We start from the raw sequence: 26,192 nt of genomic DNA, 5'->3' as shown, positions 1-26,192 counted from the left end.
TGAAGCCGCTCCTACAGGGACTTGCGACTAGTGTGCTGGGTGCACTGTAGGAGGGGCTTCAGCCCCGACAGACAGTGTCCGAAACCGGTGCAGCTCCCAACTTCGTTCGTCGCGGCTGAAGCCGCTCCTACAGGGACTTGCGACTAGTGTGCTGGGTGCATTGTAGGAGGGGCTTCAGCCCCGACAGACAGTGTCCGAAGCCGGCGCAGCTCCCGACTTCGTTCGTCGCGGCTGAAGCCGCTCCTACAGGAGGCTCGCGGCTAGCGTGCTGGGTGCACTGTAGGAGGGGCTTCAGCCCCGACAGACAATATCCGAAGCCGGCGCAGCTCCCGACTTCGTTCGTCGCGGCTGAAGCCGCTCCTACAAAGGACTTGCGGCCAGCCGGATGGGGGCACTGTGGGAGGGACTTCAGTCCCGACGTGGACGAGCTTGCCGGCGCGGCGTGCGGCATCGATGGACCGACTTCGCCACGACGGCTCCTGCACGGAAAGCGCGTGCGCTGCCACGATCGAGACCGAGCATGCATCGTCGATGCGTCGCGAACGCGGCGCGTGCGCCATGTGCAAAACAGCGTGCCACGCGCATCGCGCCGCGCTGCTGTCGCTGGTCGCCGCCGCTGGCCTAGAATCCATCTCCACACCGCCCGGTCCTTCTGCGCATGTCGTCCCCGCCTTCTCCCGTCGCCGCCGTCCCCGCGCGTGGCGGTTTCGTCGTCCTCGCGCTGCTGCTGGTCTACGTGGTGTGGGGTTCGACCTATCTGGCGATCCGCTTCGCGCTGGAGGGTGGCACGCCGCCGTTGAGCATGGTCTCGGGACTGCGCTTCGTGGTCGCCGGTTCGCTGCTGTACGCGGTGCTGCGCTGGCGCGGCGTGGCCGCGCCGACGCGCGCGCAATGGGGGTCGCTGACGGTGCTGGGCGCGCTGCTGCTGTTGTGCGGCAATGGCATGGTGGTGCTGGCCGAGCGCCAGGTCTCCTCCGGCCTGGCCGCGGTCGCGGTGGCGTCGGTGCCGCTGTGGATGGCGCTGTTCGGCGCGCTGCGCGGGCAGCACGCCAGCCGCGGCGAATGGCTGGGCATCGTGGTCGGGTTCGCCGGCGTGCTGTGGCTCAACGCCGGCAGCAGCCTCAGCGCCAGCCCCAAGGGCCTGGTGCTGCTGTTGATCGCGCCGATCGGCTGGGCGTTCGGCTCGGTGTGGTCGCGCGGTCGCGATCTGCCGATGCCGTTCATGGCCGCGGCCGGGCAGATGTTGTGCGGCGGCGTGCTGCTGGTCGCCACCGGCCTGCTGAGCGGCGAACGCCCGCACGCGTGGCCGACGCCGCACGCGTTGATGGCGGTCGCCTACCTGTGCGTGTTCGGCTCGATCGTGGCGTTCACCGCCTACGTGTGGTTGCTGCAGAACGTGCGGCCGGTGCTGGCCGGCAGCTATGCCTACGTCAATCCGGTGATCGCGGTGGCGCTGGGCAGCTGGCTCGGCGGCGAGCGCTTCAGCGCCAGCGACCTGGGCGCGATGGCGGTGATCCTGGCCGGCGTGGTGGTCATCACCGTGGCGCGGACGCGGCGATGAGCGTCACCGAGCAGGACACGCGCCGCGGCCTGTTGATCACCGCGCTGACCTTCGCGCTATGGGGCGTGGTGCCGGTGTACTGGCATCTGCTCAAGGCGGTGCCGTCGGCCTACATCATCGCCCACCGCATCGTCTGGAGCGCGGTGCTGGTGGTGGGCTGGCTGCTGTACCGCACGCGCCTGCAGTGGTGGCGCAGCATCGCCGCGCAGCCGCGCGCGCTGGCGATCCTGGCGCTGAGCAGCCTGGCGATCGCGTTCAACTGGGGCCTGTACATCTGGGCGATCAACGCCGGCCACGTGATCGAGGCCAGCCTGGGCTATTTCATCAATCCGCTGGTCAACGTGCTGCTCGGCGTGTTGGTGCTGAAGGAGCGGCTGCGCGCGCTGCAGTGGCTGGCGGTGGCATGCGCCGCGTTCGGTGTGGCGTGGCTCACCGTCGATGCCGGTGCGCTGCCGTGGATCGCGCTGAGCCTGGCCGCTTCGTTCGGGCTGTACGGCCTGCTGCGCAAGCTGGTGCAGGTGGATGCGGTGGCCGGACTGGGGGTGGAGAGCCTGTACCTGTTCCTGCCGGCACTGGGTTTCGTGCTGTGGAGCGAAACCGGGCACGGCGGCGGTTTCGCCGCCGGGTGGGGCTGGCGCAACGATCTGCTGCTGGTGTTCGGCGGCGTGGTCACCGCGGTGCCGCTGATCGGGTTCGCCTACGGCGTGCGGCGCATTCCGCTGTCGCTGGTCGGCTTGCTGCAGTACATCGCGCCGAGCCTGCAGTTGCTGCTGGGGGTGTGGTTCTTCCGCGAGCCGTTCGACAGCGGCAAGGCGATCGGCTTCGCCGCGATCTGGGTGGGTTTGCTGCTGTTCGCCGGCGAGAGTTTGTGGCGCTCGGGCTGGGGGCGGCGGGGGGCCTGAGAGGCCGGGATTGGGGATTCGGGATTTGTAACGGCGACCTGCGCGGGCCGCTACAGCTACCGCTGTGAGCGGCTTCGGCCCTTGCGCATCCCCAATCCCGAATCCCCAATCCCGGCTCAACCCCGGCTGCCACTCGCGGCCGGGGCGCCGCCGGTCAGCTGCTGCTCTGCGTCCACGCGCGGCGCCAGCGGCGACGGGCAGTGGCCGTCGTGGCGCTGCGCCGGCAGTTCGGCGAACCAGTCCTCCACGGTCGGCGCCAGCAGGTCCAGCCGCATCGGCAGGCTGATGTGGTTCTCGCCGGGCATCTCCAGGTAGTGCGCGCGCGGCGCGTCCAGCGCCAGCAGGCGGCCGTGCGCGACCGGGATGTGTTGGTCGGCGCTGCCGTGCAGCAGCAGCAGGCAGGCCGGCGCGGTGCGCGCGGCGGCGGTCACGTCGACCTGGTCCAGGTTCAGCGCCAGGCGCTGGTTGGCGTTGGCGATGACTGCGTCCAGGTTCTGCCCGCCGTAGCGCCAGCGCGCCAGGTCCATCGCCGCGCTGGCCATCCAGCCCTGCGGGCGGCTGGCGAGCATGTGCGGGATCATGTCGCGGATGCCGCGGCCGGCGTTGGCGAAGGATTCCATCGCGACCACGCCTTCGACGTCGCCGCCCAGTTTCTGCGCGGTGAACAGCGCGGTGGCGGCGCCGTAGGACACGCCGAACAGGTACAGCGGGCCTTGGATCTCGCCGCGGGCGCGCAGCGCGCGGATCACCGCGACCACGTCGTCGGACTCGCGGGTGCCGTAGCCGGCCGGGCCGCCGCCGGAGCGGCCGTGGTTGCGCAGGTCGATGCTGATGCTGCGGTAGCCGGCCTGGGCCAGGTCCAGCGACCACGGCAGCAGCGAGTCGCCGTCCATCATCCAGCCATGCAGCAGCACCACGGTGCCGCGCGGGGCGGCGTGGGGGCCGGGCTGCGGGGCGGCCACGTCCATCGCGAAATCGGCGCGCTCGTGGCCGTTGGCGTCGCGGCCGGCGTGCTCGTAGCGGTAGCGCATGCGGTAGTCGCCCGGATCGATCGCACGCCAGAAGATCGGGATGCCGGCCGGGGTGAGCACGTGCCCGCTGCGGTTGGGCAGCGTCGCCAGCAGGCCCTGGATGCGTTCCTCGTCCATCAGTGGCGACACGCCGCCCGGCGCGACCAGGCGGTCGCTGAGCGAGGTGGAGGAGCGGGCGGCCAGGCCCAGGCTGGTCAGGCACAGGCTGGCGCAGAGGACGAGCAACAGGCGCAGGCGCGACGACATGGCGGTAGGCGGTGGATGAATGGCCGCGCAGGCTAGCGCCTTCGCCGGCGCGGCTCTACCGCAATTGGATGACGAAACGATGACGCGGTGCGGGGACGCGGCACCGAGGCGCCGCCGCCTGCCCGGTTTTCCGCGCCGCGCCTTGCGCTGCGGCGCTTTGCGGCCTCCACGTTGGCCGCGCCGGACCCGTGTGGGGCTCGGTGGCGGCGCGTGGCGCCGCCTGGCATTCAGGTCGGCGCTGTGGCGTCGGCCTGCGGCGCCCCGGGCCGGACCCGCAGGGCCGCGCTTGCGCAAGCCGACCGGCCTGCGCCGACCTCGCTTTCGGCAAGCCGGACAAGCATGGCGTCCTCCCGGGGACGGAGCGCAGCCCCTACAGCGCGCGCAAGGCGGTGGTGATCGGCAGCCGCGCCGCGCGCAGCGCCGGGAACAGCCCGCCGACCAGGCCGATGCCCAGCGCCCACTTCAGCCCGCTCCACAGCAGCGCCGGCGAGACCTTGAACTGGAACACCACCTGGCTGAAGTTGCTGCCCAGCGTGGACACGCTGTAGCCGTTGAACACGGTCCAGGCGATCAGCCCGCCGAGCAGTCCGCCGAGCAGCGCCAGCAGCATCGTCTCCAGCATCACCGCGGTCACCACCGGCGTGCCGCGGAAGCCGATCGCGCGCATCGTGGCGATCTCGCGGGCGCGTGTGGCAACCGCCGCGTACATGGTGTTGAGCGCGCCGAACACCGCGCCGACCGCCATGATCGCGCCGATCACCGTGCCGAGGATGCTGATCAGCTTGCTGAGGTTGCCGCCCTGCTTGGCGTAGTAGGCGCGGGTGGTCTCCACGTCGAGCTTGAGCCGCGGGTCGGCGGCCATCGCCGCCTTGAACTGGGCGTAGCCGTCCTTGCCGGCGGTACGTACGCTGATCGACTGGTAGGCGCTGCGGTTGTAGGTGGAGGCCAGGGTCTGCGCGTCGGCCCACAGTTCCGAGTCGTGTGCATCGCCGGAGGCGAACACACCGACCACGGTCCACTGCTCGCGGCCCAGGCTCAGGGTCTTGCCCACGTCCAGGCCGCGGAACTGCGCCTTGGCGCCCTGGCCGACCACGATCTCGCGCAGGCCGGCGCCGAAGCGGCGGCCCTCGACGATCCTGAGCTTGTCGTGCACCGCCCAGCCGGCGTCGCCGACGCCGCGGAACTGCACGTTGGTGTCGGTGCCGTCGGCCTTGCTCGGCAGGTTGATCACCTGCGACAGCTCCGGGGAGACCAGCGGCTTGCCGTCGGCGCCTTTGGCCACGCCGGCCAGGCTGGCGATCAGCGGCACCTGGTCGCGGGTGATCACCGAATTGGTCTCGGCGCCGGAACCGCCGCGCAGCACGATCGCGGTGCTGTCGTCGCCGGTGCTGTTGAGCGTGGCCTGGAAGCCTTCGCCCATCGCCAGCATCGCCACCAGCACGCCGACCACGCCGGCGATGCCGACCACGATCACCGACGAGGCGCCCCAGCGCTGCGGCAGGCTGGCCACGCCGATGCGGGTGGCGGCCAGCGCCAGGCGGCCGCCGCGGGTCAGCAGCAGCCACAGCGCCACGCCGGCGGCCAAGGCCAGCACGCCGTACCAGGGCAGGGCGATCCACAGCGCCAGCCCCACTGCCAGCAGCAGCAACGTGAGCAGGTTTCCCAACCAGAGTTTGAGTTTCATCAGTGCGTCTTCCGAAAATGCGACAGGGAGCGATGCGGCGGCGGGCTCAGCGCCCGGCCAGCGCGTCCACGATCTTCAGGCGCTGCGCGCGCAATGCCGGCAGCAACCCGACCACGATGCCGATGGCGACCATCAGTCCCAACGCCACCCCCCAGGTCTGCGCCGGTACGCCGCGCATCGGCATCATGCCGCCGCTGGCCGCGGCCACGCCGGGGATGATCAGCGCCGCCAGGCCCATGCCGATCAAGCCGCCGAGCACGATCAGCAGCACCGACTCCACCATCACCAGGGTCAGCACGGTGCCGTCGCGGAAGCCGAGCGTCTTCAGCACCGCCAGTTCCGGGATGCGCTCGCGTACCGCCTGCGCCATGGTGTTGCCGGTGAGCAGCAGCAGGGTGAAGAACACGGCGGCCATGATCGCGGTGACGATCAGGCCGACGTCGGCGAACTGCTTGGCGAAGGCCTGCGAGAACGCGGCCTCGGTCTGGCTCTTGGTCTCGTGGTCGGAGTTGAGCGACAGCGCGTCGATCGCCTGCGCCACCCGCGAGGCCTGGTCGGCGTTGCCCAGCTGCACGGTGTACCAGCTGACCTTGTTCTTGATGTAGTCGTTGGACTCGTCGAAGTACTTCCAGTTCATCATCAACTGGTTCTCGGCCTGCGCGTTCTTGGCGTCCTTGACCTTGAAGATGGTGGTCAGGGTCAGCGGCCAGTCGTTGCTGCCGCCGCGCGGGAAGATGGTGGCCTGCAGCGGAATGGTGTCGCCGATCTTCCAGCCGTTCTTCTTGGCCAGCGAGGCGCCCACCGCCGCCGCGGTGCGTGTCTCGCGGAACGCCTTGAGCTGCGCCGGCGGCACGTCGTACTCGCTGTAGACGTCGAAGAAGTTCGGCGCCACCGAGAAGTTGGGGAAGAAGTTCTTCGGGTCGCGGTAGATGCCGCCGAACCACATCGCGTAGGTGACCTTCTTCACCCCCGGCACCGATTCGATCTGCGACTGCAGGCTGACCGGCAACGACTGGGTGATCGACAGCCGCGAGGACACGATCAGCCGGTTGGCGCCTTCGACGCTGCCGCCGGAATTGAACGCCACGCGTACCGAATCGAGCATGCCGAACAGCAGGAACGCGGCGACCACCGACAGCAGGGTCAGCAGGGTGCGGGTCTTGCTGCGGAACAGTTGCGCCCAGACCAACGAAAAATATTTCATGTTCGATCCTCCAAGGGACGGGATGCCGGGGCGCGGAATGCGCGCGGCGGCAGCGGCCGGTTCAATGCGCCACGAGCGGCGCGTCGGCCAGCTCGCCCTTGTCCAGGTGCACGGTGTGGCTGGCGTACTCGGCCGCCTTGGGGTCGTGGGTGACCATGATGATGGTCTTGCCGTGTTCGCGGTTGAGCTGCTGCAGCAGGTGCAGGATTTCCTCGGCGGCGGTGCGGTCCAGGTCGCCGGTGGGTTCGTCGCAGATCAGGAAGGTGGGGTCGGAGACGATGGCGCGGGCGATCGCCACGCGCTGCTGCTGGCCGCCGGACAGTTCGTTGGGGCGGTGGCTGCGGCGGTCGGCGAGGTTGACCAGGGTCAGGGCGATCTCGGCGTTGCGCTTGCGCTGGGCGGCGTTGAGGTTGGTCAGCAGCAGCGGCAGTTCCACGTTCTTCTGCGCGGTGAGCATGGGCATGAGGTTGTAGAACTGGAACACGAAGCCGACGTGCTGGCTGCGCCAGGTGGAGAGCTGGCCGCCGCTCATGCGGTCGATGCGTTCGCCTTCGATCTCGATCTCGCCGCCGCTGGGGGTGTCCAGGCCGCCGATCAGGTTCAGCAGGGTGGTCTTGCCGGAGCCGGAGGGACCCATCAACGCGACGAAGTCGCCGCGTGCGATGTCCAGGTCGATGCCGTGCAGGACTTGTACTTTCTCGGGTCCGCGCTGGTAGGTCTTGGTGACGTTGCGCAGTTTGACGAGGGTGGACATGGTGGTGTTCCTGGCAGTGGACGGGTGTTGGATATGTCGATTGCGGTGCAACGGTTCGCTGATGTTTGCTTCGTTTGCAGTTGCAGTTGCAGTTGCAGTTGCAGTTGCAGTGCTGTTGCTTTGCTTTTGCTTTACCGGGTCCCTTACGTAGCGGCGAATAGGGCGGGAAAAACCCCGAAGGGGCGGCGCACAGGGATGTGCGCCGTTCGCGGTAGGGGCAGGATGCCCCTTCCGCGAATCCCGTCCTATTCGCGGACCCGGAGCGCGCAGCGCGGAGGGCGCGAAGTAGGGTGTGCTTTCTTTTGGTTACTTTTCTTTGCACAAGCAAAGAAAAGTAACTCGCCGCAAGGCGAAAGCTTTGCTCTTGCTTTTGAAGTGGCCAAGTCCTTGTAGGAGCGGCTTCAGCCGCGACACCTTTCCTGAAAGAACCAGTCGCGGCTGAAGCCGCTCCTACAAAAGCAAACGCCCAAGCAAAAAAGCAACAGCAAAGCAAAAGCTTCCGCCTTTGGCGGGTCACTTTTCTTTGCTCGCGCAAAGAAAAGTAACCAAAAGAAAGCGCGCCCTGCCTTGCGCCCTCCGCGCTGCGCGCTACGGGTCCGCGGATGCACCGGGGATTCGCGGAAGGGGCATCCTGCCCCTGCCGCGAACGGCGCACATCCTTGTGCGCCGCCCTTCGGGTTTTTCCCCGGTCCATCCGCCGCTGCGGAAGGGAACCCGGAAAGTCAAAAGCCACGGCACAGCAACAGCAGAGCAACAGCAAAGCAACAGCCAGAGCCAGAGCCAGAGCAACGGCCAGAGCAACAGCAACAGCGAGGAGCAACAACGAGGAGCAACAACTAGAGCGATGCGGCGATTGGAGCGAGTGAAGCCAGTTGGTTGCTGGATCGGATGCGAGCAAAAACCTGGTGACGCGATAAAACGGGTGTAACGGCGCCCGCTACTGCACGAGTTGGACGAAAAGCGATGCCGGCAGCGCCGCCCTCATGGCGATAGCCCAAGGCAGCGGCGACATGGACCGCATGCAATGGTTCGCGGCAACGCGTACTACCTCACATGCGGTCGCCGCTATTGCTCGGCCGCCTCCGCCATCTTCACCTTGACCCCGTCGCGCAACGTCTCCGGCGGATCCAGCACCACCGTGTCGCCCGCCGCCAGGCCCGACAGCACCTGGCGGTCGTCGCCCAGCGCGATGCCGGTCTTCAGCGCGCGCTGCTCGACCGTGTTGTCCTCCTTCAGTGCGAACGCCACGTCCTGCCCGCCGCGCTTGACGATCGCCGCGCCCGGCGCGCGCACGCCCTGCGGCTTGTCCTGCGCCTGCGCCTGCGGCGCTTCCAGGAAGCTTACGCGCACGCCCATTTCCGGCACGATCCGCGGGTCCTTCTGCTTCAGCGCCACGCGCACCTTCACCGTGGCCTTGCCGCGGTCGGCCGAGGGGATGATCGCGATCACTTCGGCCGGGATCTTCCACTCCGGGTAGGCGTTGAGCACGGCTTCCACCGGCATGCCCGGCTTGACCCGGCCGATGAAGGCCTCGCCCACCTCGACCTCGATCTCCAGCGAATCCATGTCCACCACCGTGCCGATGCCGGTGCGGGTGAAACCACCGCCGGCCGACAGCGGCGAGACGATCTCGCCCGGCTGCGCCGCCTTGGCGGTGACCACGCCGGCGAACGGCGCGCGCACGATGGTGTTGTCCACGTTGAGGTCGGAGATCGACAGCTGGTTGCCCGCCACCACCACGTTGCGCTGCGCGCTCTGCAGTTGCGCACGCAGGGCGTCGCGCTGCGACAGCGCCTGCTCGTATTGCGAGCGCGACACCAGCTGCTGCGTGGACAGGGTCTGCAGCCGCTGCGCATCGGCTTCGGCCTGGCGCAGTTGCGCCTGCATGTTGGTCACCTGGCTGCGCGCCGCGTCCAGCTGCGACGCGGACAGCTGCCGCTGCGCGCCGGCGTCGATCGGGTCCAGCGTCGCCATCACCTGGCCCTGCTCCACGCGCATGCCTTCCTCGATCAGCACTTCGCGCACCTTGCCGGTGATCTTCGCCGATACCGTGGCCATGCGCCGCGCCACCACGTAACCGCTGGCGTCCAGCACCGAGGCGCTGCTGCTGCCGGCGGCGATCGCCACCACCGGCGCGGTGGTCACTTCGATGGCCTTGCCGCGGCCGAACAGCAACCAGCCGCCGACGCCGAGCGCGAGCAGCAGCGCCAGGACCACGGCGATCCACAGCCCGCGCCGCGGCGGCGGTTCGCTCGGCGGTGCCTTGCGGTCGATACGGAGTTCTTTGAGCAGATCGGCGGAGGTACTCATCTTGTCCCTGGATGAATCGGTAGGCGCAGTGTGGATCGGCGAGGCGCGCGCTTCCAAGTTGCCGGAAGTCACTTTCTGCGTTGCGCTGCGGCAGGTGCGGCGCCATTCCCCATGGCGTGGAGCGCAGCATGCGGCAATCGCGCGGCCATCGCCAGTGACAGCTGTCACCTGCCGCGGCTGACGGGCCGCACTGGGATGCGCCGGCGGCACGACGCAGCATGGCCACTCCTGCCACGACCGGTCCATGCCGATGCCCGCTCCCGACACTCTCCCGCTGGCGCAGCTGCGCGGCGTGCACAAACGCTACGGCACGGTGGTCGCGCTGGATGGCGTGGACCTGCAACTGCAGCGCGGCCAGTTGCTGGCGCTGCTCGGCGCCAACGGCGCCGGCAAGAGCACGGCGGTGGCGCTGCTGCTCGGGCTGCAGGTGGCCGATGCCGGCAGCGCACAGCTGTGCGGGCAGGATCCGCGTGCGCTCGGCGCGCGCCGCCAGGCCGGGGTGATGCTGCAGTCCGCCGGCTTGCCGGACACGCTGCGCGTGGGCGAACTGCTGGACCAGGCGCGCGGCTACTACCGGCGCCCGCGCAGCGTCGCCGATTGCGTGGCGCTGGCCGGGCTGGATGGGCTGATGCCGCGCCGCTACGGCGGCTTGTCCGGCGGCCAGCAGCGGCGCGTGCAGTTCGCGATGGCGATCTGCGGGCGGCCGCAGGTGCTGTTCCTGGACGAACCCAGCACCGGTCTGGACATCGAGGCGCGTCAGGGCCTGTGGCGGGCGATCCAGGAGCTGGTCGCGGACGGCTGCGCGGTGCTGCTGACCACGCATTACCTGGAAGAGGCCGAAGCGCTGGCCGACCGGGTCGCGGTGCTGCAGCGCGGCACGCTGATCGCCGAAGGCAGCGTGGAACAGCTGCGGGCGCGCTTCGAGCAACGCACGATCCGCTGCCGCAGCGCGCTCGCCGCGGCGCAGGTGGCGAAATGGCCGCAGGTGCGGCGCGTGGACGGCCGCGACGGCGTGCTGGAGATCGTCGCCGATCCGGCCGAGCCGGTGGTGGCGCAATTGCTCGCCGCCGATCCGGGGCTGGACGAACTGGAAGTCAGGCGCGCCGGCCTGGCCGACGCGTTCCTCGCCATCACCCGTGCGGAGGCCGCATGAACGCTCACGATCCACGCCGCATCGAGCCCGTCGCGGCGCCAGCGCATGGCGCAACCGCCGCACTGCCGTACGACGCGTCTGCGTTGCCGTTGCGCGAGTCCGCGGCACTGCTGTTGCGCGAGATCCGCTACGAGCTGTTGCGCTGGCTGCGCACGCCGTCGTTCGCGCTGCCGACCTTGCTGTTCCCGCCGATGTTCTACCTGTTGTTCGGCGTGGTGCTCAACCGCGGCAATCCCGCCGCCGCGGTGTACCTGATGGCCAGCTATGGGGTGTTCGGGGTGATGGCGCCGGCGCTGTTCGGCTTCGGCGTCGGCCTGGCGCTGGACCGCGAGCGCGGCCTGCTCACGCTCAAGCGTGCGCTGCCGGTGCCGCCGGGGGCGATGCTGCTGGCGCGCACCGTGCTGGCGATGCTGTTCGCGCTGGCGATCGGGCTGCTGCTGCAACTGCTGGGCAGCACGCTCGGCGGGGTACGCTTGGCGCTGCCGCAACGCGGCTTGTTGCTGCTGGTCGATGTGCTGGGCACGCTGCCGTTCTGTGCGATCGGCCTGTACATCGGCGCCCGCGTCGGCGGCAGCGGCGCGCCGGCGGTGGTCAACCTGATCTACCTGCCGATGGCGTTCCTGTCCGGCCTGTGGATCCCGTTGCAACTGCTGCCGTCGCTGCTGACCACGCTGGCGCCGCTGTGGCCGTCCTATCACCTGGGCCAGCTCGCGTTGCGCGTGGTCGGCCAGGATGGCGGCGGCAGCAGCGCCGGTCACGTCGCCGCGCTGCTGGCGGTGACCGTGGCGTTCTATGCGTTGGCGCACCGCCGCCTGCGCCGCGGCTGATGGCCAGCCTGCATCGCGCCCAGGCAGCGTTGGTTCCCGCCGCGTCGCCGCGCGGCGTCGGCATGCGCTCGCTATGCTATGCACCGCGGCCGTGCGACCGCCACAGGAGTCTTCCGTGATCGCCTTGCTGCACGCCTCGCCCGATTCGCTGATCTCACGGCGCCTGGGCTGGAACACCGCCCGGCCCGGCGCGCACTGGTTCGTGTGGCTGTCGCTGATCTGGTCGATCTGGCTGTTCGTGACGCCGCTGTACGAGCCGCACTACTTCACCCGCTGGTTCTGGCCGACCATGGCCAGCTACGCCGTGTTCCTGGCGCTGTACTACTGCGCCTATTACCGCCACCGCCGCTACCTGCGCTGGTGCGTGGCCGGCATGGCCGCGCTGGCGTTCGCGCTGTTGCCCTACAACCCCGGCGCGCAGTGCTACATCATCTATGCCTGCGCGTTCCTGGCGTTCTGCTTCCAGCCGGTGCGTGCGCTGCTGGGGATGCTGCTGCTGCTCGGCCTGTTCGCGGCGGCCTGGTGGATGCGCGGCTGGTCGCCCCTGTACATGGCCAGCGCGGTGCTGGTGGGCCTGGCGGTGGGGTTGATGAACATCAGCTTCGAACGCCGCGCGCGCGCCGACGCGCAGCTGCGCCTGAGCCATGAGGAAGTGCGGCGTCTGGCCGCGGTCGCCGAGCGCGAGCGCATCGGCCGCGACCTGCACGACCTGCTCGGCCACACGCTGTCGCTGGTGGCGCTGAAGGCGGACCTGGCCGCGCGCCTGCTGGCGCGCGACCCGGCCGCGGCGCGGCAGGAGATGGAGGACGTCAGCCAGGTCGCGCGCGAGGCGCTGGGCCAGGTGCGGCGCGCGGTCAGCGGCATCCGCGCCGCGCAGCTGGCCGCGGAGATGGCCTCGGCCAAGCTGCTGCTGGAATCGTCCGGGGTCACCTTCCGCTACCAGGTCGATGCGTTGCCGCAGTGCGCGCAGCTGGAGACGGTGTTCGCCATGGTGCTGCGCGAGGCCGCCACCAATATCCAGCGCCATGCCGCCGCCAGCCATGCGCAGCTGCGGCTGTGGTGCGAACGCGATCAGGCCTGGCTGGAGATCCGCGACGACGGCCGCGGCAGCGCCATGCAGCCGGGTACCGGCCTGGCCAGCATGCGCGAGCGGCTGGAGGCGGTGGGCGGTGCGTTGCGGATCGACTCCGAACGCGGCCAGGGTACCCGCCTGCTGGCGTCGGCGCCGTTGCCGCGGACCCCGGCGCCGGCTGCGGAGCCGGCGCCGCAGCCGCGCGGCTGCCAGGACGCCGCACTGCGCTGAACGCCGCTGCGGGCGCGGTTCTACAATGCGTCCACAGGACCCGGGGGACACGTGATTCGACTAGTGCTGGCGGAAGACCAGGCGATGGTGCGCGGCGCGCTCGGCGCGCTGCTGGGCCTGGAAGCGGATATCGAAGTGGTCGCCAGCGCCGCCGACGGCGAGGCCGCGTGGCGCGCGCTGCAGGCGCACACGCCGGACCTGCTGGTCACCGACATCGAGATGCCCGGCCTCGGCGGCCTGGAACTGGCGCAGCGGGTGCAGCGCCAGCAGTTGCCGATCCGCGTGGTCATCGTCACCACCTTCGCCCGTCCCGGCTTCCTGCGCCGCGCGCTGGACGCCGGCGTCGGCGGCTATCTGTTGAAGGACGCGCCGCCCGAGCGCCTGGTCGATGCGATCCGCCAGGTGCACCGCGGCGGCCGCGCGATCGATCCGGAACTGGCGTTGGAGGCCTGGTCCGAAGCCGACCCGCTCAACGACCGCGAACGCCAGGTGCTGCGCCTGGCCGGCGAGGGCGCCTCGGCCGGCGACATCGCCGCGCAACTCGGACTTTCGCACGGCACGGTGCGCAACTATCTGTCCGAAGCGATCGGCAAGCTCGGCGTCGGCAACCGCATCGAAGCGGCGCGGCTGGCGCGGCAGAAGGGCTGGCTGTAGCGCTGTCGAAAACGCGAATGCCGGTGGACGTGGGCCACCGGCATTCGGGTGCATCCAGGCCCGTCCAGCGCAGCGCGCCGGACGGGACGACGGATCAGAACGACCAGGTGAAGCTCAGCGAGCCGCTGCGCGGTTCGCCCCAGGCGCCGTAGCCATAGATCTGCGCGTAGTACTTCTTGTTCAGCAGGTTGTTGAGGTTGGCCTGCACCGTGAATGCGTCGGACAGGCGGTAGCGCGCGAACGCGCTGACCAGCGCATAGGCGTCCTGCTCGAAGCGGCCGTAGGTCGCATCGACGTAGTAGATGCGGTTCTGCCAGTTGACGCCGCCGCCGAAGGTCAGCTCGGTGAGGCTGCGCGGGGTGTAGCTGGTGTAGAGCTTGAGCGTGGTCTGCGGCAGCTGCGAATTGATGTCCGCACCGCCGGCATCCTTGGCGACGTAGCGCGACGCGCCGAAGGTGCCGTTCCAGCCCGGGGCCAGTTCGCCGTTCACCTCGAACTCGAAGCCGCGGCTGACCGTGCCCTGCGCCGCGACATACGCCGTCTCGGTGGTGCCCGGCACGAACTCGGTGGTGGCCTGGGCGACGTTGTCCTGTTCGATGCGGAACACCGACAGCGAGGCATTGAGGCGATCGTCGAACCACGCCGCCTTGACCCCTGCCTCGTAGCTCTTGCCGATCACCGGATCCAGGTAGGCACCGTTGCGGTTGCGCGATGTCTGCGGCTGGAAGATGTCGGTGTAGCTGACGTAGGTCGACCACACATCACTGATCGTGTAGACCAGGCCGGCATACGGCGTGGTTTCCTTCTGCCGGCTGGTGTACGCCACGCCGCTTTCGGCCCCATCCACCTTCCAGTCGGTGTAGCGTGCGCCGACGATCAGCTTCAGCGGATCGGCCAGCGAGAACCGCGCGGCCGCATAGCCGGCCTTCTGGGTGACGGTGCCGCGGCTGAACTCGGTCAGCGCCGACCAGGCCGGCTCCGGATAGTTGCCGGTCCAGTTCAGATAGCTGGCCATCGGCGCCGGGAAATCGAACGCGCCGTCGTTGACGTAGCGGCGGCGGTTGTAGCTGACGCCGGCCATCAGTTCGTGCTCGCGCCCGAACAGCTGGAACGGGCCTTCCGCGTAGCCGTCCAGGCCATCGACCTTGCGCTCGGTGACGTAGTAGCCGGAGTAGGGCACCACGCCGGCGCCGGTGCTCTTGTCGAAGCCGTAGATCGTGTAATACGGGTAGAACAGCTTGTCGGTGACGTTGGTCTGGTCGTGGGTGGCGTTGGCCTTGAGCTTCCAGCCGCTGGCGAAATCGTGCTGCAGCGTGGCGAAGGCGCGCTTGGTGGTGGTGTCCCAGAACGTCCAGTCGGCGGCCGGGTTGAACGAGCGCGCATAGTCGGTGCGGCTGCCGTCGGAATACCACAGCGGGAAGCCGCCCCAGGTGACGTCGTCGGACTGCTTCTTCTGGTAGTCGTAGCCCACGCTCAGCTGGGTGTCCGGGGTCAGGTCGGCATCGATCACCGCATAGCCCAGGGTCTTGTTCTGGCGGTAGCGGTCCACGTACGAATCGGTATCCAGGTAGCTGCCGATCACCCGCGCGCGCACCGTGCCGCTGGCGTTGAGCGGGGTGGTGACGTCCACCGTCGAACGGGTCCTGCCCCAGCTGCCGGCGGTGACCTGCACGCTGCCGGTCAGCTCGGCGCTGTCGGCGTGCTTGCGGATCAGGTTGACCGAGGCCGAAGGGTTGCCCGCGCCGGTCATCAGGCCGGTGGCGCCGCGCACGACTTCCACGCGGTCGTACAGGGCCAGGTCCAGCGCCGAATCGCCATAGCTCCAGTTCTGCACCATCGTGGTCGGGATGCCGTCGAACTGGTAGTTGTCGATGTAGAAGCCGCGCGCGTAGAACTCGAAGCGCTCGCTGTCCGAACGGGTGTTGGACACGCCGGTGGTGTTCTCCAGCACGTCGATGATGTCGTCCAGGCCCTGATCCTCGATGCGCTGGTGGCTGATGATGCTCACCGACTGCGGGATCTCGCGCGGCGCCAGCTCGAAGCGGGTGCCGGCGGTGGTCTTGCGCACGCTGTAGCCTTCGGCGCGCTCGCCCTTGACGCTGACCTTGTCCAGGGTGGTGACGTCGCTATCGGCGGCGCTATCGGCGGCCGCTTCGGCGGCGAAGGCCGGCACGCTGGCGAGCAGGCAGGCCATGGCCAGGGCCGAGCGGCGCGGGAAACGGCGGGGAGGGAGGAAACGGGTCATTGCGGGGCTCCGTGGCAAGCAGGCATGGCCATCGACGGCGCTGCACGAAGCGCCGCAGGATGGTCGGATTTGGATGCTGGCTTGGAGCGGGACATGCGCCGTGCGCAGGCGAGGCCTGTGCGCGGAACGTCGGCACCTGGCTGGCGCTGTCGATGCGGCCGGCTGCCTCGGAAGGACGGCCGGCGCATGACGGGTGGTTCGGGGAAACGGGCGTGGTGACCTGGCGATCGGGGCGCGCCCACGGTGGCAAGTGTAACGGTGTCGGATCGGCGCGGCCACGTCGGCGCTGCCACATCGCGCGCCGTCCTGTGCGCTTCCGGCGGGACGATGCTCGGCCGCGATGCGTGGCGCGGTGTCCGCCGGCCAGTACGTCCTGCTGGCGCTGCGGCGCAAGCCCGCTGCTCCGCCGCGCCGTCGGCCATCGGTATGCCTGAAGCGCAGGCGCCTATGAAATTGTGCGTGCCCGCGTGGTCACGCTGCCACCAGTGACTATGCTGTCCGCAATCGGATCCAGCGACGCGCCAGGCAGGCAGTGCCCGGGATGGATTGTCTGCGGACGGCGGTGCGATTCCGCCCACCGCCGCCATCTCGAATCCCGATGGATGCGCCCGGATCGACGGACAGGAGAACGTGGATGAAGTGGATGCGCGCAATGCTGTTGGCAGTAGTGCTGTTGCTGGCCTGGTCGCTGCCGGCCGGCGTTGCGCTTGCCGCCGACGGGCAGTTCAAGGTGCTGGTCGCGGCGATTCCCAACAAGTACCACCACGACTACATCCCGGTGGCCAAGCCGCAGTTCGAGGCGCTGGCGCGGCAGCACTACTTCGAGCTGGTGTGGGCCTGGAACACCGAGGCCTTCGATGGCGACCTGTCGCAGTACGCGGCCATCGTGCTGCTCAATACGCCGGCCACCGATCTGAATCCTGCGCAGCGCGCCAACTTCCAGAAGTACGTGCGCGGCGGTGGCGGCGTGGTCGCGGTGCACAAGGCGTTCGCGATCGCGCGCGGGCAGTGGGACTGGTACGACCGCCTGATCGGCCGCTCGTTCCGCACCCATCCGTATCTGCAGACCGCGATGGTCGACGTGGTCGATCGCAACTTTCCCGCCACCGCCGGCCTGCCGCAGCGCTGGCTGTGGTCGGACGAGTGGTACGAATACGATCCGCCGTACAGCGACGACCTGGTCACGCTGCTGACGGTGGACGAATCCAGCTACGATCCCACGCTGATCTGGCCCGGCCAGGTCGCCAAGGGCATGGGCAAGCCGCATCCGGTGGCCTGGTACCACCGCTTCGAAGGCGCACGCGTGTTCGTCACCGCGCTCGGCCACCAGGCCGAGGCCTACAACGATCCGCGCTACCTCGAACACCTGTACGGCGGCATCTACTGGGCCGCCACCGGCCGCGGCATCGCCGGCGACACGGCCACGCCCGCATCGCGCCCGCGCTGAATCCGCCCGCATCGCACTATCGCCGCCGGGCAATCTGCCAGGGCCGAAGTCCCCTACAGAAGCACCCGGCCAGCAAGCCACCCGCCTTTTGTAGGAGCGGCTTCAGCCGCGACAGAAGCCGAACCGTCGGCAGGCAATCTGTCGGGGCTGAAGCCCCTCCTACAGGAGCACCGGGCCAGCACGCCACCCGCTTTTTTGTAGGAGCGGCTTCAGCCGCGACAGGAACCGAACCGTCGCCAGGCGATGTGTCGGGGCTGAAGCCCCTCCTACAGGAGCACCGGGCCAGCACGCCACGCGCTTTTTTGTAGGAGCGGCTTCAGCCGCGACAGAAACCGAACCATCGCCAGGCGATGTGTCGGGGCTGAAGCCCCTCCTACAGGTGCACCGGGCCAGCGCGCCATGCGCTTTTTTGTAGGAGCGGCTTCAGCCGCGACAGAAACCGAACCGTCGCAGGCAATCTGTCGGGGCTGAAGCCCCTCCTACAGGAGCGCCGGGCCAGCACGCCACCCGCTTTTTTGTAGGAGCGGCTTCAGCCGCGACAGGAACCGAACCGTCGCCAGGCAATCTGTCGGGGGCTGAAGCCCCTCCTATAGGTGCAGCGGGCCAGCACGCCATGCGCTTTTTTGTGGGAGCGACTTCAGTCGCGACGGGCGTTACCGATCGCGCCCATCGCGACCGATGGTCCAGGTCCACCCGAGCCGTTCCGATAGCTCGCGATCAGCACAGCGCAAAACCTCAGCCCTGTTCTCGCCGCGTCGTCCGCTCCACCGCCGCCGCACCACCCCGCGCCATGCTCGAAAACACCCCATCGCGGCGCACCCAGGCATGGAACAGCGCCGCGCACAGATGCCCCAGCACCGTGGCGAACAGCAGGTACGCCAGCCAGCCATGCGCGCTGCGCAGCCAGGCATACAGCGCCGGACTGTGCGGCGCGATCGGCGGCAACTGCGCGCCCGGCCACAGCACGATCGGATAGCCGCCGGCCGACAGCATCGACCAGCCCAGCAACGGCATCGCCAGCATCAGCGCATACAACAACCAGTGCGAGGCCAGCGCCGCCGTCTTCTGCCACCACGGCAGGTCCGCCGGCAGCGGCGGCGGCCGCTGACGCAGGCGGTTGCCCAGGCGCACGATCGCCAGCACCAGGATGGCGATGCCCAGCGGGCGGTGCAGGTCGAGTAGCCACGGCCGCTGCGACACCGAGGCGACCATGCCCACGCCGACGAACAGCATGGTCAGGATCATCGCCGCCATCAGCCAGTGCAGCACGCGCGCGGTCAGGTTGAAATGCCCGGAGGCGTTCGCGCGGCTCATTGCGCACCCCCATGCGCCTGGCCGGTCGCCTCCGGCGCCTGGCCGCGGCCGATCTCGCGCTCGCGACGGTTGAACGACTGCGAATACACCGCCGAGCGCGCGGCCAGGATCGGATCGTCGGAGCCGGCGATGCCGCGCGGCAGGATCAGCGGGTCGTAGTTGAGATCGCGGCACGGGCCGGTGGCCTGCGGATCGGCGTGGTCGAGCACCAGCGTGCCGGCGACCACCTGTTGCCGGTCCTGCGGCCAGGGGTGCGAGGGATCGTTCACCGGATCGCCAGGCGCGGCCACGGTCAGCACCAGGTCCCAGCGCAGCGGTCCTTGCGCCAGCCGCGCCTGCAGGTCCTCGCCGAGGAAGTCGGCATCGGCCTGCGCGCGCTGCGCCGCGGACAGTTCCTTGAACGCCGTCTGCGGCCGCATCGACCAGCGCACGAAACGGCTGCTGCCGTCGGCGGCGATGAAGCGGAAGCTGTTGACCCCGTTGTACTGGGTGTTGGCCCAGCTGTCCGACCACGGCGCAGTCTTGGCCCACTCCTGGAACTTCTTCGCTTCCGGATAGCGCTGCGCGAACGCGGCCAGCTTCGCCGGGTCCGGCTTGCCGGTGGCCGGGTCCGGCTGCGCGGCGAGGGTCTGCGCCATGAAGCCCTCCGGCGTGGCCACCACGAAGAACGGGAAGCTGTTCATCGCCGTGCGCCACTGCTGGCCGTCGTCGCTGCGCAGCAGCAGCGCCATGCTGCGCACCCGCGCCGTGGCATCGGCGCCGTGCGGATCGCCGCCGCCGATCGACATGCGTCCCAGCACCGGCACCGATGCCTGGGTGAACACCCGCGCCGAGGACAGCGCGCTCGCCTGGCCGTTACCTTCGAAATGGCCGCTTACGCACATGCCCTTGCTGTGCGCGCGGCGGAAGCCCGGATGCGGCGAGCCGCCGGCCTCGATGGCATCGGTCATGCGCTGAGCGGTCAGCCGCTGCGGCCCGCCCAGCCAGCCCGCGCTCCAGGCGAAGGCGGCGGCGAGCACGGCCGCGATCGCGGCGATGCCGGCCAGCGGCAGCCAGGGCCGCGGGCGTGGCGGCGGGGTGGGATCGGGATGGGACATGGGGCGACTCCTGTGCCGGCGGCGATTGGGAGTGAGACGTCCGGCGCCGCGTTCTATTCCCGGCATAGGCGCTGGTTCTGCGTTTGCGTTGCGTTTTTTGCCGGCGGCGGTCCCTTGCGGCCCGGCAGGCGGCACAATCGCGTGCCAGCCGCCCGGACAGGCGGCTTGCCCAGGCCAGGGAATATTCCGCCTCGCCGTGCGTCCTACCTGTGATTGCCCCTTCCCGAGCGCTGCACGCGACCCTGCCCATGGACGAACTCGACGACGACGCCCTGCGTGCGCTCATGCCCCGATTGCGGCGCTTCGCCCAGTCCCTGAGCGGCGATGCGACCAGCGCCGACGACCTGGTGCAGGCGGCGCTGGAGCGCGCGCTGCGGCGCTGGTCCACGCGCCGCGATGCCGATGCGCTGCAGCCGTGGCTGTTCGCGATCGTGTACCGCCAGTTCGTCGATGCGCGCCGGCGCGCGCAGCGCTGGCAGCGGGTGCTGGCCCTGTTCGCGCCGCAGCAGCCGACCCAGGCGCCCTCCGCCGAACAGGTGCACGACGGCCGCGCGATGTTGGCTGCGTTCGCGCAACTGCCGGCCGAGCAGCGCGCACTGCTGTTGCTGGTCAGCGTCGAGGGCTTCAGCTACCGCGACGCCGCCACCGCGCTGGACCTGCCGATCGGCACGGTGATGTCGCGGCTGTCGCGCGCCCGCGAGAAACTGCGCCAGATCGGCGAAGGCCGCGGCGCCGGCGGCCCTGCCTTGCGAGTGCTCAAATGACGGTGCTGCGCCCCGACGATGAAACCCTGCACGCCTACGTCGATGGCCGTCTGGACCCGGCGCGGCGCGCGCAGGTCGCGGCATGGTTGCAGGCCAATCCTGCGCACGCCGCGCGCGTGGCCGGCTGGAAGCGGGACGCCGACGCGCTGCGCGCGGCCTGGGCCGGTGCGGAGACGCTGCCGGCCAATCCCGCATTGACCGTGCCGGCCCTGCGCCGCCGCGTGCGCCAGCGGCGCCGCACGCTGGCCGCCATGGCCGCCAGCTGCGTCCTGATGCTGGGCCTGGGCACCACGCTTGGCTGGCAGCTGCGCGACAGCCGCCTCGGCGGCGATCGCCTGCCGATGGCCGACGCGGTGGCCGCGTATCGGCTGTTCGCCGACGGCGAGCAGCCGCTGGAATTCGACCCGGCGCGGCGGCTGGCCTTGCAGGGCTGGCTGCGCACCCATTTCGGTGCGGCCGGCGCGGTGCCGGACCTGCAGGCGCAGGGCTTCGCGCTGCGCGGCGGGCGCCTGCTGTCCACCCCCGAGGGCGCCGCGGCGATGCTGGTCTACCAGGACGCCGACGGCGCGCGCATCGGCCTGTACCTGCGCCCGCGCAGCGCCCGCCTCAGCGACGGCGAGCGCCGCGACGGCCGCTTGCTGGCGCAATACTGGTCCGAAGGCGACACCGCCTTCGCCCTGGTCGGCCCGGCCACGCAGACCCGCATGCGCCAGATCGCCCCGCTGCTGCGCGGGCAGGGCTGAGCCAGCAGAACGGCGTGGGGACTGAAGTCCCTCCCACAGTGCACTTGGCGGGCAAGCCGCAAGTTCCTGTAGGAGCGGCTTCAGCCGCGACGAGCGAAGTCAGGAATCATGGCGATTTTGCTTGTCTGTCGCGGCTGAAGCCGCTCCTACAGGTGCATCCTGCGAGCAAGCCGCAAGTTTCTTGTAGGAGCGACTTCAGTCGCGACGAGCGAAGCGGTAGAGGTGCCGCGACCGGATCGTGTCGGGACAGAAATCCCTCCTGCAGTGCACCCAGCGAACAGGCCGCAAGTTCCTGTAGGAGCGGCTTCAGCCGCGACGAACGAAGTCAGGAACCTTGGCGGTTTGGGTGGTCTGTCGGGGCTGAAGCCCCTCCTACAGGAGGCGCTCCAGCAACCTCGGCCACGCGTCCGGGACGATGGCAACGCCCCGCCAGGCCTACCCGGCGTAGCGCGCCTTCAGCATCGCGTAGGCCGAGCGCAGCGCCAGCGCTTCGCCGCCGGCGGGGCGGCCGGGGCGGTCGCTGTCGTTCCAGGCGTACACGTCCAGGTGCGCCCAGGCCTGCCGTGCCGGAACGAAGCGCTCCAGGTACAGCGCCGCGGTCACCGCACCGGCCATGCGCGAGCCGGCATTGGCCAGGTCGGCGATCGAGCTGGTCAGGTAGCGCAGGTAGGGGCGCCACAGCGGCATGCGCCACACCGGGTCGCGGCTGCGTTCGCCGGCGGCGATCCAGGCCTGCGCCAGCGCATCGTCGTTGCAGAACAGCGCCGGCAGGTCCGGGCCCAGCGCGACCCGCGCCGCGCCGGTCAACGTGGCGAAATCCAGGATCGCGTCCGGCGCCTGTTCGCTGGCGTAGCTCAGCGCGTCGCACAGCACCAGCCGGCCTTCGGCATCGGTGTTGTCGATCTCCACGCTGATGCCCTGGCGGGTGGCGATCACGTCGCCGGGGCGGAACGCATCCGGGCCGACCGCGTTCTCCACCGCCGCGAGCAGCACGGTCAGCCGCAGCGGCAGCCGCTGCGCCATCACCAGCCCGGCCAGCGCCAGCGCATGCGCCGCGCCGCCCATGTCCTTCTTCATGTGGCGCATGCCGTCGGCCGGCTTCAGGTCCAGGCCACCGGTGTCGAAGCACACGCCCTTGCCGACCAGCGCCACGTGCGGATGCGCCTCCTCGCCCCAGCGCAGCACGATCAGCCGCGGCGCGCGGTGCGAGGCGCGGCCGACCGCGTGGATCGCCGGGAAATTACGCAGCAGCAATTCCTCGCCGACGATGCTTTCGCACTGCGCGCCATGCGCGTCGGCGATCGCGCGCGCGGCCGCTTCCAGCTGGTCCGGCCCCATGTCCTCGGCCGGCGTGTTGACCCAGTCGCGCACGCGCACGCAGGCCTCCAGCTGGTCGCGTACTTCCGCGCTCGGCGCGGCCAGCAACTGCGCCGGCAGCCGCGTCGGCTGCTTGTAGCGGGCGAAGCGGTAGCTGCCCAGGCCCCAGCCCAGGTGCAGCGCGGCCTGCTCTTCCTCGCTCAGCGCGCTGGCCAGCCGCCAGCTGCTGCCGGCCGGCAGCGCATGCGGTGCGTGCGCGTAGGCATAGGCATCGCCGCGGTCGCCCACGCCCAGCACCGCCGCGGCCACGCCGTCCGCGCCGGGCAGCAACAGCACCGTGCCGGGCGCGGCCACGAACTGCTGCGCATCCAGCCATGCCACCCAGGCCGGCGCCTGCGCGGCGCGCCATTCGGCCAGGCGTTCGCGGTCCAGCACATGCAGCGGCAGCGCGTGGGGGGAGGCATCGGTGAAGCCGGAAGGCAGGGACATCAGCGGGTCCTTGTGAGTCGGGCGCGGTCGGCGCGACGCGCGGCCAGGGCGAAGAGGCGGCAGCGGGCGGCGCTCATGCGCGCGCGCCGAGGGCCGGCTGGGTGGCGTCCAGCCAGTCGGCCAGGCCGGTGAGGGTGTCGAAGTGCAGGTCCGGCGGCGTGGGCGGATGCCAGGCCTGCGCGTCGCGGTTGATCCAGCACCCGCGCAGCCCGGCCTGCATCGCGCCGACCACGTCCATCTCGATGTGGTCGCCGACGTGCAGCACCTGCGCGCAGGGCAGGCCCAGGCGCGCGCAGGCGGCGTGGAAGATGCTCGGGTCCGGCTTGGCCGCGCCGTGTTCGCGCGCGCTGAGCTGGAACGCGAAGTGCGAGGCCAGGCCGATCGTGGTTAGGTCGGCATTGCCGTTGCTCAGCGCCACCACCGGCACGCGCGCGGCGATCCGCTGCAGCGCGGCGATGCTGTCCGGATAGCACTCCACTTGGTTGCGCGCGGCATAGAACACCGCGAACGCCGGCTCCACCAGCGCCTCGTCGGCACCGCTGTCGCGCAGCGCGCGGCGCAGGGTCAGGCGCCGCATCTCGCTCAGGTCGTGGACCAGGTGCGGATGCGCGGCGAACACCTCGTCGCGCAGCTGGCGCATCGCCGCGATCGGGAACCGCTCGGCAGTGCGCGGACTGTGCTGCAGCAGCCAGTCGTGCAGCACCTGCTCGATGCGCGCGCCGATCGGCGCGAACGGCCACAGCGTGTCGTCCAGGTCCAGCGTGATGGCGCGAACGGGGAAGGAAGGCAAGGAAGTCACTCGCAACATTTTACGCCAACCGACAGTGCCGGCTCCTGCCAACAGTAGACACACGCACCAGCCCCGGCGCCGCATCGATCGCTTTTCCGAGTCCCCAGTCCCCAGTCCCGAGTCCCGGCTTCATTCCAGCAACCTGGCCCAGCGCTGCATGCCGTCCACCCGCGCCAGCACCATCTTGATGCACACCAGCAGCGGCACCGCCAGCAGCAGCCCGATCATGCCCCACAGCCAGCCGAACAGCATCAGCGCCAGGATCAGCATCAGCGGCGAGATCGCCATGCGCCGGCCGAGCACGATCGGCGTCACCACCTGGCCTTCGAGCATGTGCAGCGCCAGGTACAGGATCGCCGGCAGCGCCGCGCTCAGCGGATCGCGGAACTCCACGAAGCCCATCAGCAGCATCAGGATCGCGCCGATCAGCGGGCCCACGTACGGGGCGAAGTTCAACAGCGCCACCACCGTGCCCCACAGCAGCGCTTCCTGCAGCGGAATCTTCAGCAGCACCAGGATGCCGGCGAAGATCAGCCCGACCAGGGTGTTGATGACGCTGATGGTCAGCACGTAGCGCGACACCTCGCGCTCGATCGAACGCAGGATGTCGGTGGTGAATTTCTGCTGCTGGCGGTTCGGCAGCAGCGCGATCGCATGCCGCTGCAGGTTTTCGCCGAACACCATGAAGAAGAACGTCAGCAACACCACCGCCAGCGCCGAGGCGGCCAGCCGCGGGGTGCGCACCAGCGCCTTGTACGGATCGTCCAGCTGGGTGCGGATCACCTGCACGCGGCGCCCGTTGTCGCCGCCGGCGGCGCGCGCGAAATTCTCCGCGGCCTGGTTGGCCTGCTGCATCGGCTTGGTCAGGTCGCGCACCTGGGTGGCGATATGGCGCATCTGCCCGGGCGCCTGCTGCACCCACTCGGCGGCCGGACCGGCCAGCTGCATGGTCAGCGCCGTGGCCACCGCCATGCCCGACAGCAGCACCAGCAGCGCGCCCAGGAAGCGCGGCACGTACAGCCGCCGCAGCCCGCGCAGGATCGGGTTGCCGACCAGGGCGAAGAACGCGGCCAGCAGCACCGGCAGGATCACCTCCTGCGCCGCCCACAAGGTGTAGCCCACCGCCAGCGTCGCCAGCACCACCAACGACACCGGTCCACGCGGGCGCGGGGCGGGCGGTGGCGGGAGGGCGTCCTCGGGGGGCGGTGCCACGTCGCCGGCGTCGGCCACGGATTCGGACAGAGTGCTCATCGGACCTGCGCTGCGTACGGTGGCCCCGGCACGCGTCGGCTGGACGCGCGCCGTTCGGCGCAAAAAGGGGAAGCGGAGTGTAGGCCGATCGTGGCCTGCGCGGTATGAAGGCGGCGTGGCGACCGCAGCGGGTCGCTAGGCGGCGCTCAGCGTTCGGAGACGTCGGTGGCCGCTTCGGCCGCGCGCGGCGGTGCCTGCGGCGACGCGGCGAACGGCGCATCGACCGGCGCCGTGGCCACCGTGGGCGCAACGGGCGGCCGCGGCACGCCTGCGGCCGCGGGCGTCTCGACCGCCTCGGCCGCATCCTGCGCGGTGTCCGCCGCGCGTTCGGCCTGGTCCGAGGCTTCCTTGACCTTGGTCGCGGTCAGCAGGCTGGAGACCGCGCTGAGCATCTGCAGCCAGCGCGCACCGCCGAGCTTGCCGATCGCCGCCGCCGGCTCGGCGCGTCCGGCGAAAAAACCTGCGCCCAGGCCCACCGCGACGATGCGCAGCGGTGTCCAGCCTTCGCGCCACACCCGCTGCAGCGTGGTCCACTGCGTCTGCATCTGCTGCTGGCGGCCTTCCAGCACCGTCTCGGCGCGGGCGATGCGGTGCTGCAGTTGATCGAATTTCATCGGCCCGCTCCGGCGGCCTTGGACGCATGGTCCTCGGCGGTGTCCTCGTCGTCGCCCCCGATCCCCAGCTTCGCCAGCTGGCGGCGGGTGGCGTCGAGCTTGCTCATTTCGAAATAGCGCAGTGCCTGCCAGGCGCCCAGGGCGGTGACCACCAGACTGAACGCGGCGGTCGCCGAGATCGACGCCAGCCACGACCAGCCCAGCCGCTGCAGCACCGCGATCAGCGCGCCCATCAGCAGCATCCATGCCGACGCGCCGAACGACACCGCGATGGTCAGCCACACCAGTGCGCGGGCCATCGCCGCGCGCGCCAGCGCCAGGTCCGCCACCACCAGCTTGCGCAGCGCGCGGCCGGCTTCCAGGGTGGCGGTCAGGCCGTCGCGGCCGGCCGTGCTGAATTCGCGGAACGATTCCTCCAGCGACGGCCGTTCCGCCGCCGCCGGATCCGGCGCGGCAGCGGCGCCGTCGCGGGCCTGCTCGTCGCTCACGTGG

22 protein-coding genes are annotated in these 26,192 nt (G+C 70.1%); 9 read left to right on the top strand and 13 right to left on the bottom strand.

Going from position 1 to position 26,192, the window contains the following annotated elements; translation table 11 throughout:
* Positions 1 to 658: 658 nt before the first annotated feature.
* Positions 659 to 1,561 carry a drug/metabolite exporter YedA gene (gene yedA / locus AB8810_RS22305; protein WP_179569557.1) on the top strand — a complete coding sequence of 301 codons (903 nt, stop codon included), beginning with the start codon at positions 659 to 661 and terminating at the stop codon, positions 1,559 to 1,561.
* A complete protein-coding gene (gene rarD / locus AB8810_RS22300) occupies positions 1,558 to 2,463 on the top strand; it encodes an EamA family transporter RarD (RefSeq protein WP_369914931.1) in 906 nt (301 codons plus the stop codon). The genes yedA and rarD overlap by 4 nt, the downstream gene beginning before the upstream one ends.
* Positions 2,464 to 2,579: 116 nt before the next feature.
* Here rarD and AB8810_RS22295 read toward each other — a convergent pair whose 3' ends face one another.
* From AB8810_RS22295 to AB8810_RS22275, 5 genes are all read right to left on the bottom strand, one after another.
* The gene (locus tag AB8810_RS22295; protein ID WP_191826890.1) at positions 2,580 to 3,740 is read right to left on the bottom strand and encodes a S9 family peptidase; all 1,161 of its coding nucleotides are present in this window, start codon (positions 3,738 to 3,740) and stop codon (positions 2,580 to 2,582) included.
* Positions 3,741 to 4,110: 370 nt separating this feature from the next.
* On the bottom strand, positions 4,111 to 5,424 hold the full coding sequence (locus AB8810_RS22290) for an ABC transporter permease (RefSeq protein ID WP_191826889.1): 1,314 nt from the start codon (positions 5,422 to 5,424) through the stop codon (positions 4,111 to 4,113).
* A gap of 46 nt (positions 5,425 to 5,470) precedes the next feature.
* Positions 5,471 to 6,628 carry an ABC transporter permease gene (locus AB8810_RS22285; protein ID WP_206230779.1) on the bottom strand — a complete coding sequence of 386 codons (1,158 nt, stop codon included), beginning with the start codon at positions 6,626 to 6,628 and terminating at the stop codon, positions 5,471 to 5,473.
* Positions 6,629 to 6,689: 61 nt separating this feature from the next.
* Positions 6,690 to 7,382 (bottom strand): ABC transporter ATP-binding protein, encoded by a 693-nt coding sequence (locus AB8810_RS22280; protein ID WP_179569547.1) that lies wholly within the window; start codon positions 7,380 to 7,382, stop codon positions 6,690 to 6,692.
* A gap of 1,065 nt (positions 7,383 to 8,447) precedes the next feature.
* A complete protein-coding gene (locus AB8810_RS22275) occupies positions 8,448 to 9,692 on the bottom strand; it encodes an efflux RND transporter periplasmic adaptor subunit (RefSeq protein ID WP_369914930.1) in 1,245 nt (414 codons plus the stop codon).
* A gap of 250 nt (positions 9,693 to 9,942) precedes the next feature.
* Here AB8810_RS22275 and AB8810_RS22270 point away from each other — a divergent pair, with 250 nt between their 5' ends.
* The 4 genes from AB8810_RS22270 (at position 9,943) to AB8810_RS22255 (ending at position 13,629) form a co-directional block, all read left to right on the top strand.
* A complete protein-coding gene (locus tag AB8810_RS22270) occupies positions 9,943 to 10,845 on the top strand; it encodes an ABC transporter ATP-binding protein (protein ID WP_206230814.1) in 903 nt (300 codons plus the stop codon).
* The gene (locus AB8810_RS22265) at positions 10,842 to 11,672 is read left to right on the top strand and encodes an ABC transporter permease (RefSeq protein ID WP_369914929.1); all 831 of its coding nucleotides are present in this window, start codon (positions 10,842 to 10,844) and stop codon (positions 11,670 to 11,672) included. Before AB8810_RS22270 ends, AB8810_RS22265 begins: the two co-directional genes overlap by 4 nt.
* A 115-nt stretch (positions 11,673 to 11,787) precedes the next feature.
* A complete protein-coding gene (locus AB8810_RS22260) occupies positions 11,788 to 12,975 on the top strand; it encodes a sensor histidine kinase (RefSeq protein ID WP_179569541.1) in 1,188 nt (395 codons plus the stop codon).
* Positions 12,976 to 13,026: 51 nt separating this feature from the next.
* Positions 13,027 to 13,629 carry a response regulator transcription factor gene (locus AB8810_RS22255; RefSeq protein ID WP_179569539.1) on the top strand — a complete coding sequence of 201 codons (603 nt, stop codon included), beginning with the start codon at positions 13,027 to 13,029 and terminating at the stop codon, positions 13,627 to 13,629.
* 94 nt (positions 13,630 to 13,723) lie between these two features.
* On the opposite strand, the gene fhuE is transcribed toward AB8810_RS22255, so the two are convergent.
* A complete protein-coding gene (gene fhuE / locus AB8810_RS22250; protein WP_369914928.1) occupies positions 13,724 to 15,874 on the bottom strand; it encodes a ferric-rhodotorulic acid/ferric-coprogen receptor FhuE in 2,151 nt (716 codons plus the stop codon).
* Positions 15,875 to 16,526: 652 nt separating this feature from the next.
* On the opposite strand from fhuE, the gene AB8810_RS22245 reads away from it, so the two are divergent.
* Complete coding sequence (locus tag AB8810_RS22245) at positions 16,527 to 17,321, top strand: ThuA domain-containing protein (RefSeq protein ID WP_369916704.1); 795 nt, start codon at positions 16,527 to 16,529, stop codon at positions 17,319 to 17,321.
* 735 nt (positions 17,322 to 18,056) lie between these two features.
* Here AB8810_RS22245 and AB8810_RS22240 read toward each other — a convergent pair.
* Positions 18,057 to 18,635: a cytochrome b gene (locus AB8810_RS22240; RefSeq protein ID WP_369914926.1), complete on the bottom strand. Its 579-nt coding sequence runs from the start codon at positions 18,633 to 18,635 to the stop codon at positions 18,057 to 18,059.
* Complete coding sequence (locus tag AB8810_RS22235; protein WP_369914925.1) at positions 18,632 to 19,732, bottom strand: catalase family peroxidase; 1,101 nt, start codon at positions 19,730 to 19,732, stop codon at positions 18,632 to 18,634. The genes AB8810_RS22240 and AB8810_RS22235 overlap by 4 nt, the downstream gene beginning before the upstream one ends.
* A gap of 248 nt (positions 19,733 to 19,980) precedes the next feature.
* Here AB8810_RS22235 and AB8810_RS22230 point away from each other — a divergent pair, with 248 nt between their 5' ends.
* Positions 19,981 to 20,496, top strand: a complete 516-nt coding sequence (locus tag AB8810_RS22230) for an RNA polymerase sigma factor (RefSeq protein ID WP_369914924.1) — start codon at positions 19,981 to 19,983, stop codon at positions 20,494 to 20,496.
* A complete protein-coding gene (locus tag AB8810_RS22225) occupies positions 20,493 to 21,239 on the top strand; it encodes an anti-sigma factor (RefSeq protein ID WP_206230772.1) in 747 nt (248 codons plus the stop codon). Before AB8810_RS22230 ends, AB8810_RS22225 begins: the two co-directional genes overlap by 4 nt.
* Positions 21,240 to 21,674: 435 nt before the next feature.
* On the opposite strand, the gene AB8810_RS22220 is transcribed toward AB8810_RS22225, so the two are convergent.
* The 5 genes from AB8810_RS22220 to AB8810_RS22200 form a co-directional block, all read right to left on the bottom strand.
* A complete protein-coding gene (locus tag AB8810_RS22220; protein WP_179569525.1) occupies positions 21,675 to 23,045 on the bottom strand; it encodes a M17 family metallopeptidase in 1,371 nt (456 codons plus the stop codon).
* A 73-nt stretch (positions 23,046 to 23,118) separates the two neighbouring features.
* Positions 23,119 to 23,835, bottom strand: a complete 717-nt coding sequence (locus tag AB8810_RS22215) for an HAD family hydrolase (protein ID WP_369914923.1) — start codon at positions 23,833 to 23,835, stop codon at positions 23,119 to 23,121.
* 129 nt (positions 23,836 to 23,964) lie between these two features.
* On the bottom strand, positions 23,965 to 25,086 hold the full coding sequence (locus tag AB8810_RS22210; protein WP_179569521.1) for an AI-2E family transporter: 1,122 nt from the start codon (positions 25,084 to 25,086) through the stop codon (positions 23,965 to 23,967).
* Positions 25,087 to 25,232: 146 nt separating this feature from the next.
* Positions 25,233 to 25,700 carry a hypothetical protein gene (locus tag AB8810_RS22205; RefSeq protein ID WP_369914922.1) on the bottom strand — a complete coding sequence of 156 codons (468 nt, stop codon included), beginning with the start codon at positions 25,698 to 25,700 and terminating at the stop codon, positions 25,233 to 25,235.
* Positions 25,697 to 26,188, bottom strand: coding sequence for a phage holin family protein (locus tag AB8810_RS22200; protein WP_179569517.1), 492 nt, complete (start codon positions 26,186 to 26,188; stop codon positions 25,697 to 25,699). The genes AB8810_RS22205 and AB8810_RS22200 overlap by 4 nt, the downstream gene beginning before the upstream one ends.
* Positions 26,189 to 26,192: the final 4 nt, after the last annotated feature.

The organism is Xanthomonas sp. NCPPB 3005 (assembly GCF_041228095.2).
GTDB lineage: Bacteria > Pseudomonadota > Gammaproteobacteria > Xanthomonadales > Xanthomonadaceae > Xanthomonas_A > Xanthomonas_A bonasiae.
The sequence above is the reverse complement of the archived record's forward strand: the minus strand, read 5'-3'. Positions and strand labels throughout refer to the sequence as shown.

Excerpts from the sequence above, each read along its gene's own strand:
- AB8810_RS22265 (WP_369914929.1), top strand. The coding sequence starts at position 10,842 with ATGAACGCTCACGATCCACGCCGCATCGAGCCCGTCGCGGCGCCAGCG.
- AB8810_RS22295 (WP_191826890.1), bottom strand. The coding sequence starts at position 3,740 with ATGTCGTCGCGCCTGCGCCTGTTGCTCGTCCTCTGCGCCAGCCTGTGC.
- yedA (WP_179569557.1), top strand. The coding sequence starts at position 659 with ATGTCGTCCCCGCCTTCTCCCGTCGCCGCCGTCCCCGCGCGTGGCGGT.
- AB8810_RS22225 (WP_206230772.1), top strand. The coding sequence starts at position 20,493 with ATGACGGTGCTGCGCCCCGACGATGAAACCCTGCACGCCTACGTCGAT.
- AB8810_RS22220 (WP_179569525.1), bottom strand. The coding sequence starts at position 23,045 with ATGTCCCTGCCTTCCGGCTTCACCGATGCCTCCCCCCACGCGCTGCCG.
- AB8810_RS22205 (WP_369914922.1), bottom strand. The coding sequence starts at position 25,700 with ATGAAATTCGATCAACTGCAGCACCGCATCGCCCGCGCCGAGACGGTG.
- AB8810_RS22275 (WP_369914930.1), bottom strand. The coding sequence starts at position 9,692 with ATGAGTACCTCCGCCGATCTGCTCAAAGAACTCCGTATCGACCGCAAG.
- fhuE (WP_369914928.1), bottom strand. The coding sequence starts at position 15,874 with ATGACCCGTTTCCTCCCTCCCCGCCGTTTCCCGCGCCGCTCGGCCCTG.
- AB8810_RS22210 (WP_179569521.1), bottom strand. The coding sequence starts at position 25,086 with ATGAGCACTCTGTCCGAATCCGTGGCCGACGCCGGCGACGTGGCACCG.
- AB8810_RS22270 (WP_206230814.1), top strand. The coding sequence starts at position 9,943 with ATGCCCGCTCCCGACACTCTCCCGCTGGCGCAGCTGCGCGGCGTGCAC.
- AB8810_RS22240 (WP_369914926.1), bottom strand. The coding sequence starts at position 18,635 with ATGAGCCGCGCGAACGCCTCCGGGCATTTCAACCTGACCGCGCGCGTG.
- AB8810_RS22235 (WP_369914925.1), bottom strand. The coding sequence starts at position 19,732 with ATGTCCCATCCCGATCCCACCCCGCCGCCACGCCCGCGGCCCTGGCTG.
- AB8810_RS22230 (WP_369914924.1), top strand. The coding sequence starts at position 19,981 with ATGGACGAACTCGACGACGACGCCCTGCGTGCGCTCATGCCCCGATTG.
- rarD (WP_369914931.1), top strand. The coding sequence starts at position 1,558 with ATGAGCGTCACCGAGCAGGACACGCGCCGCGGCCTGTTGATCACCGCG.
- AB8810_RS22245 (WP_369916704.1), top strand. The coding sequence starts at position 16,527 with ATGCTGTTGGCAGTAGTGCTGTTGCTGGCCTGGTCGCTGCCGGCCGGC.
- AB8810_RS22290 (WP_191826889.1), bottom strand. The coding sequence starts at position 5,424 with ATGAAACTCAAACTCTGGTTGGGAAACCTGCTCACGTTGCTGCTGCTG.
- AB8810_RS22285 (WP_206230779.1), bottom strand. The coding sequence starts at position 6,628 with ATGAAATATTTTTCGTTGGTCTGGGCGCAACTGTTCCGCAGCAAGACC.
- AB8810_RS22280 (WP_179569547.1), bottom strand. The coding sequence starts at position 7,382 with ATGTCCACCCTCGTCAAACTGCGCAACGTCACCAAGACCTACCAGCGC.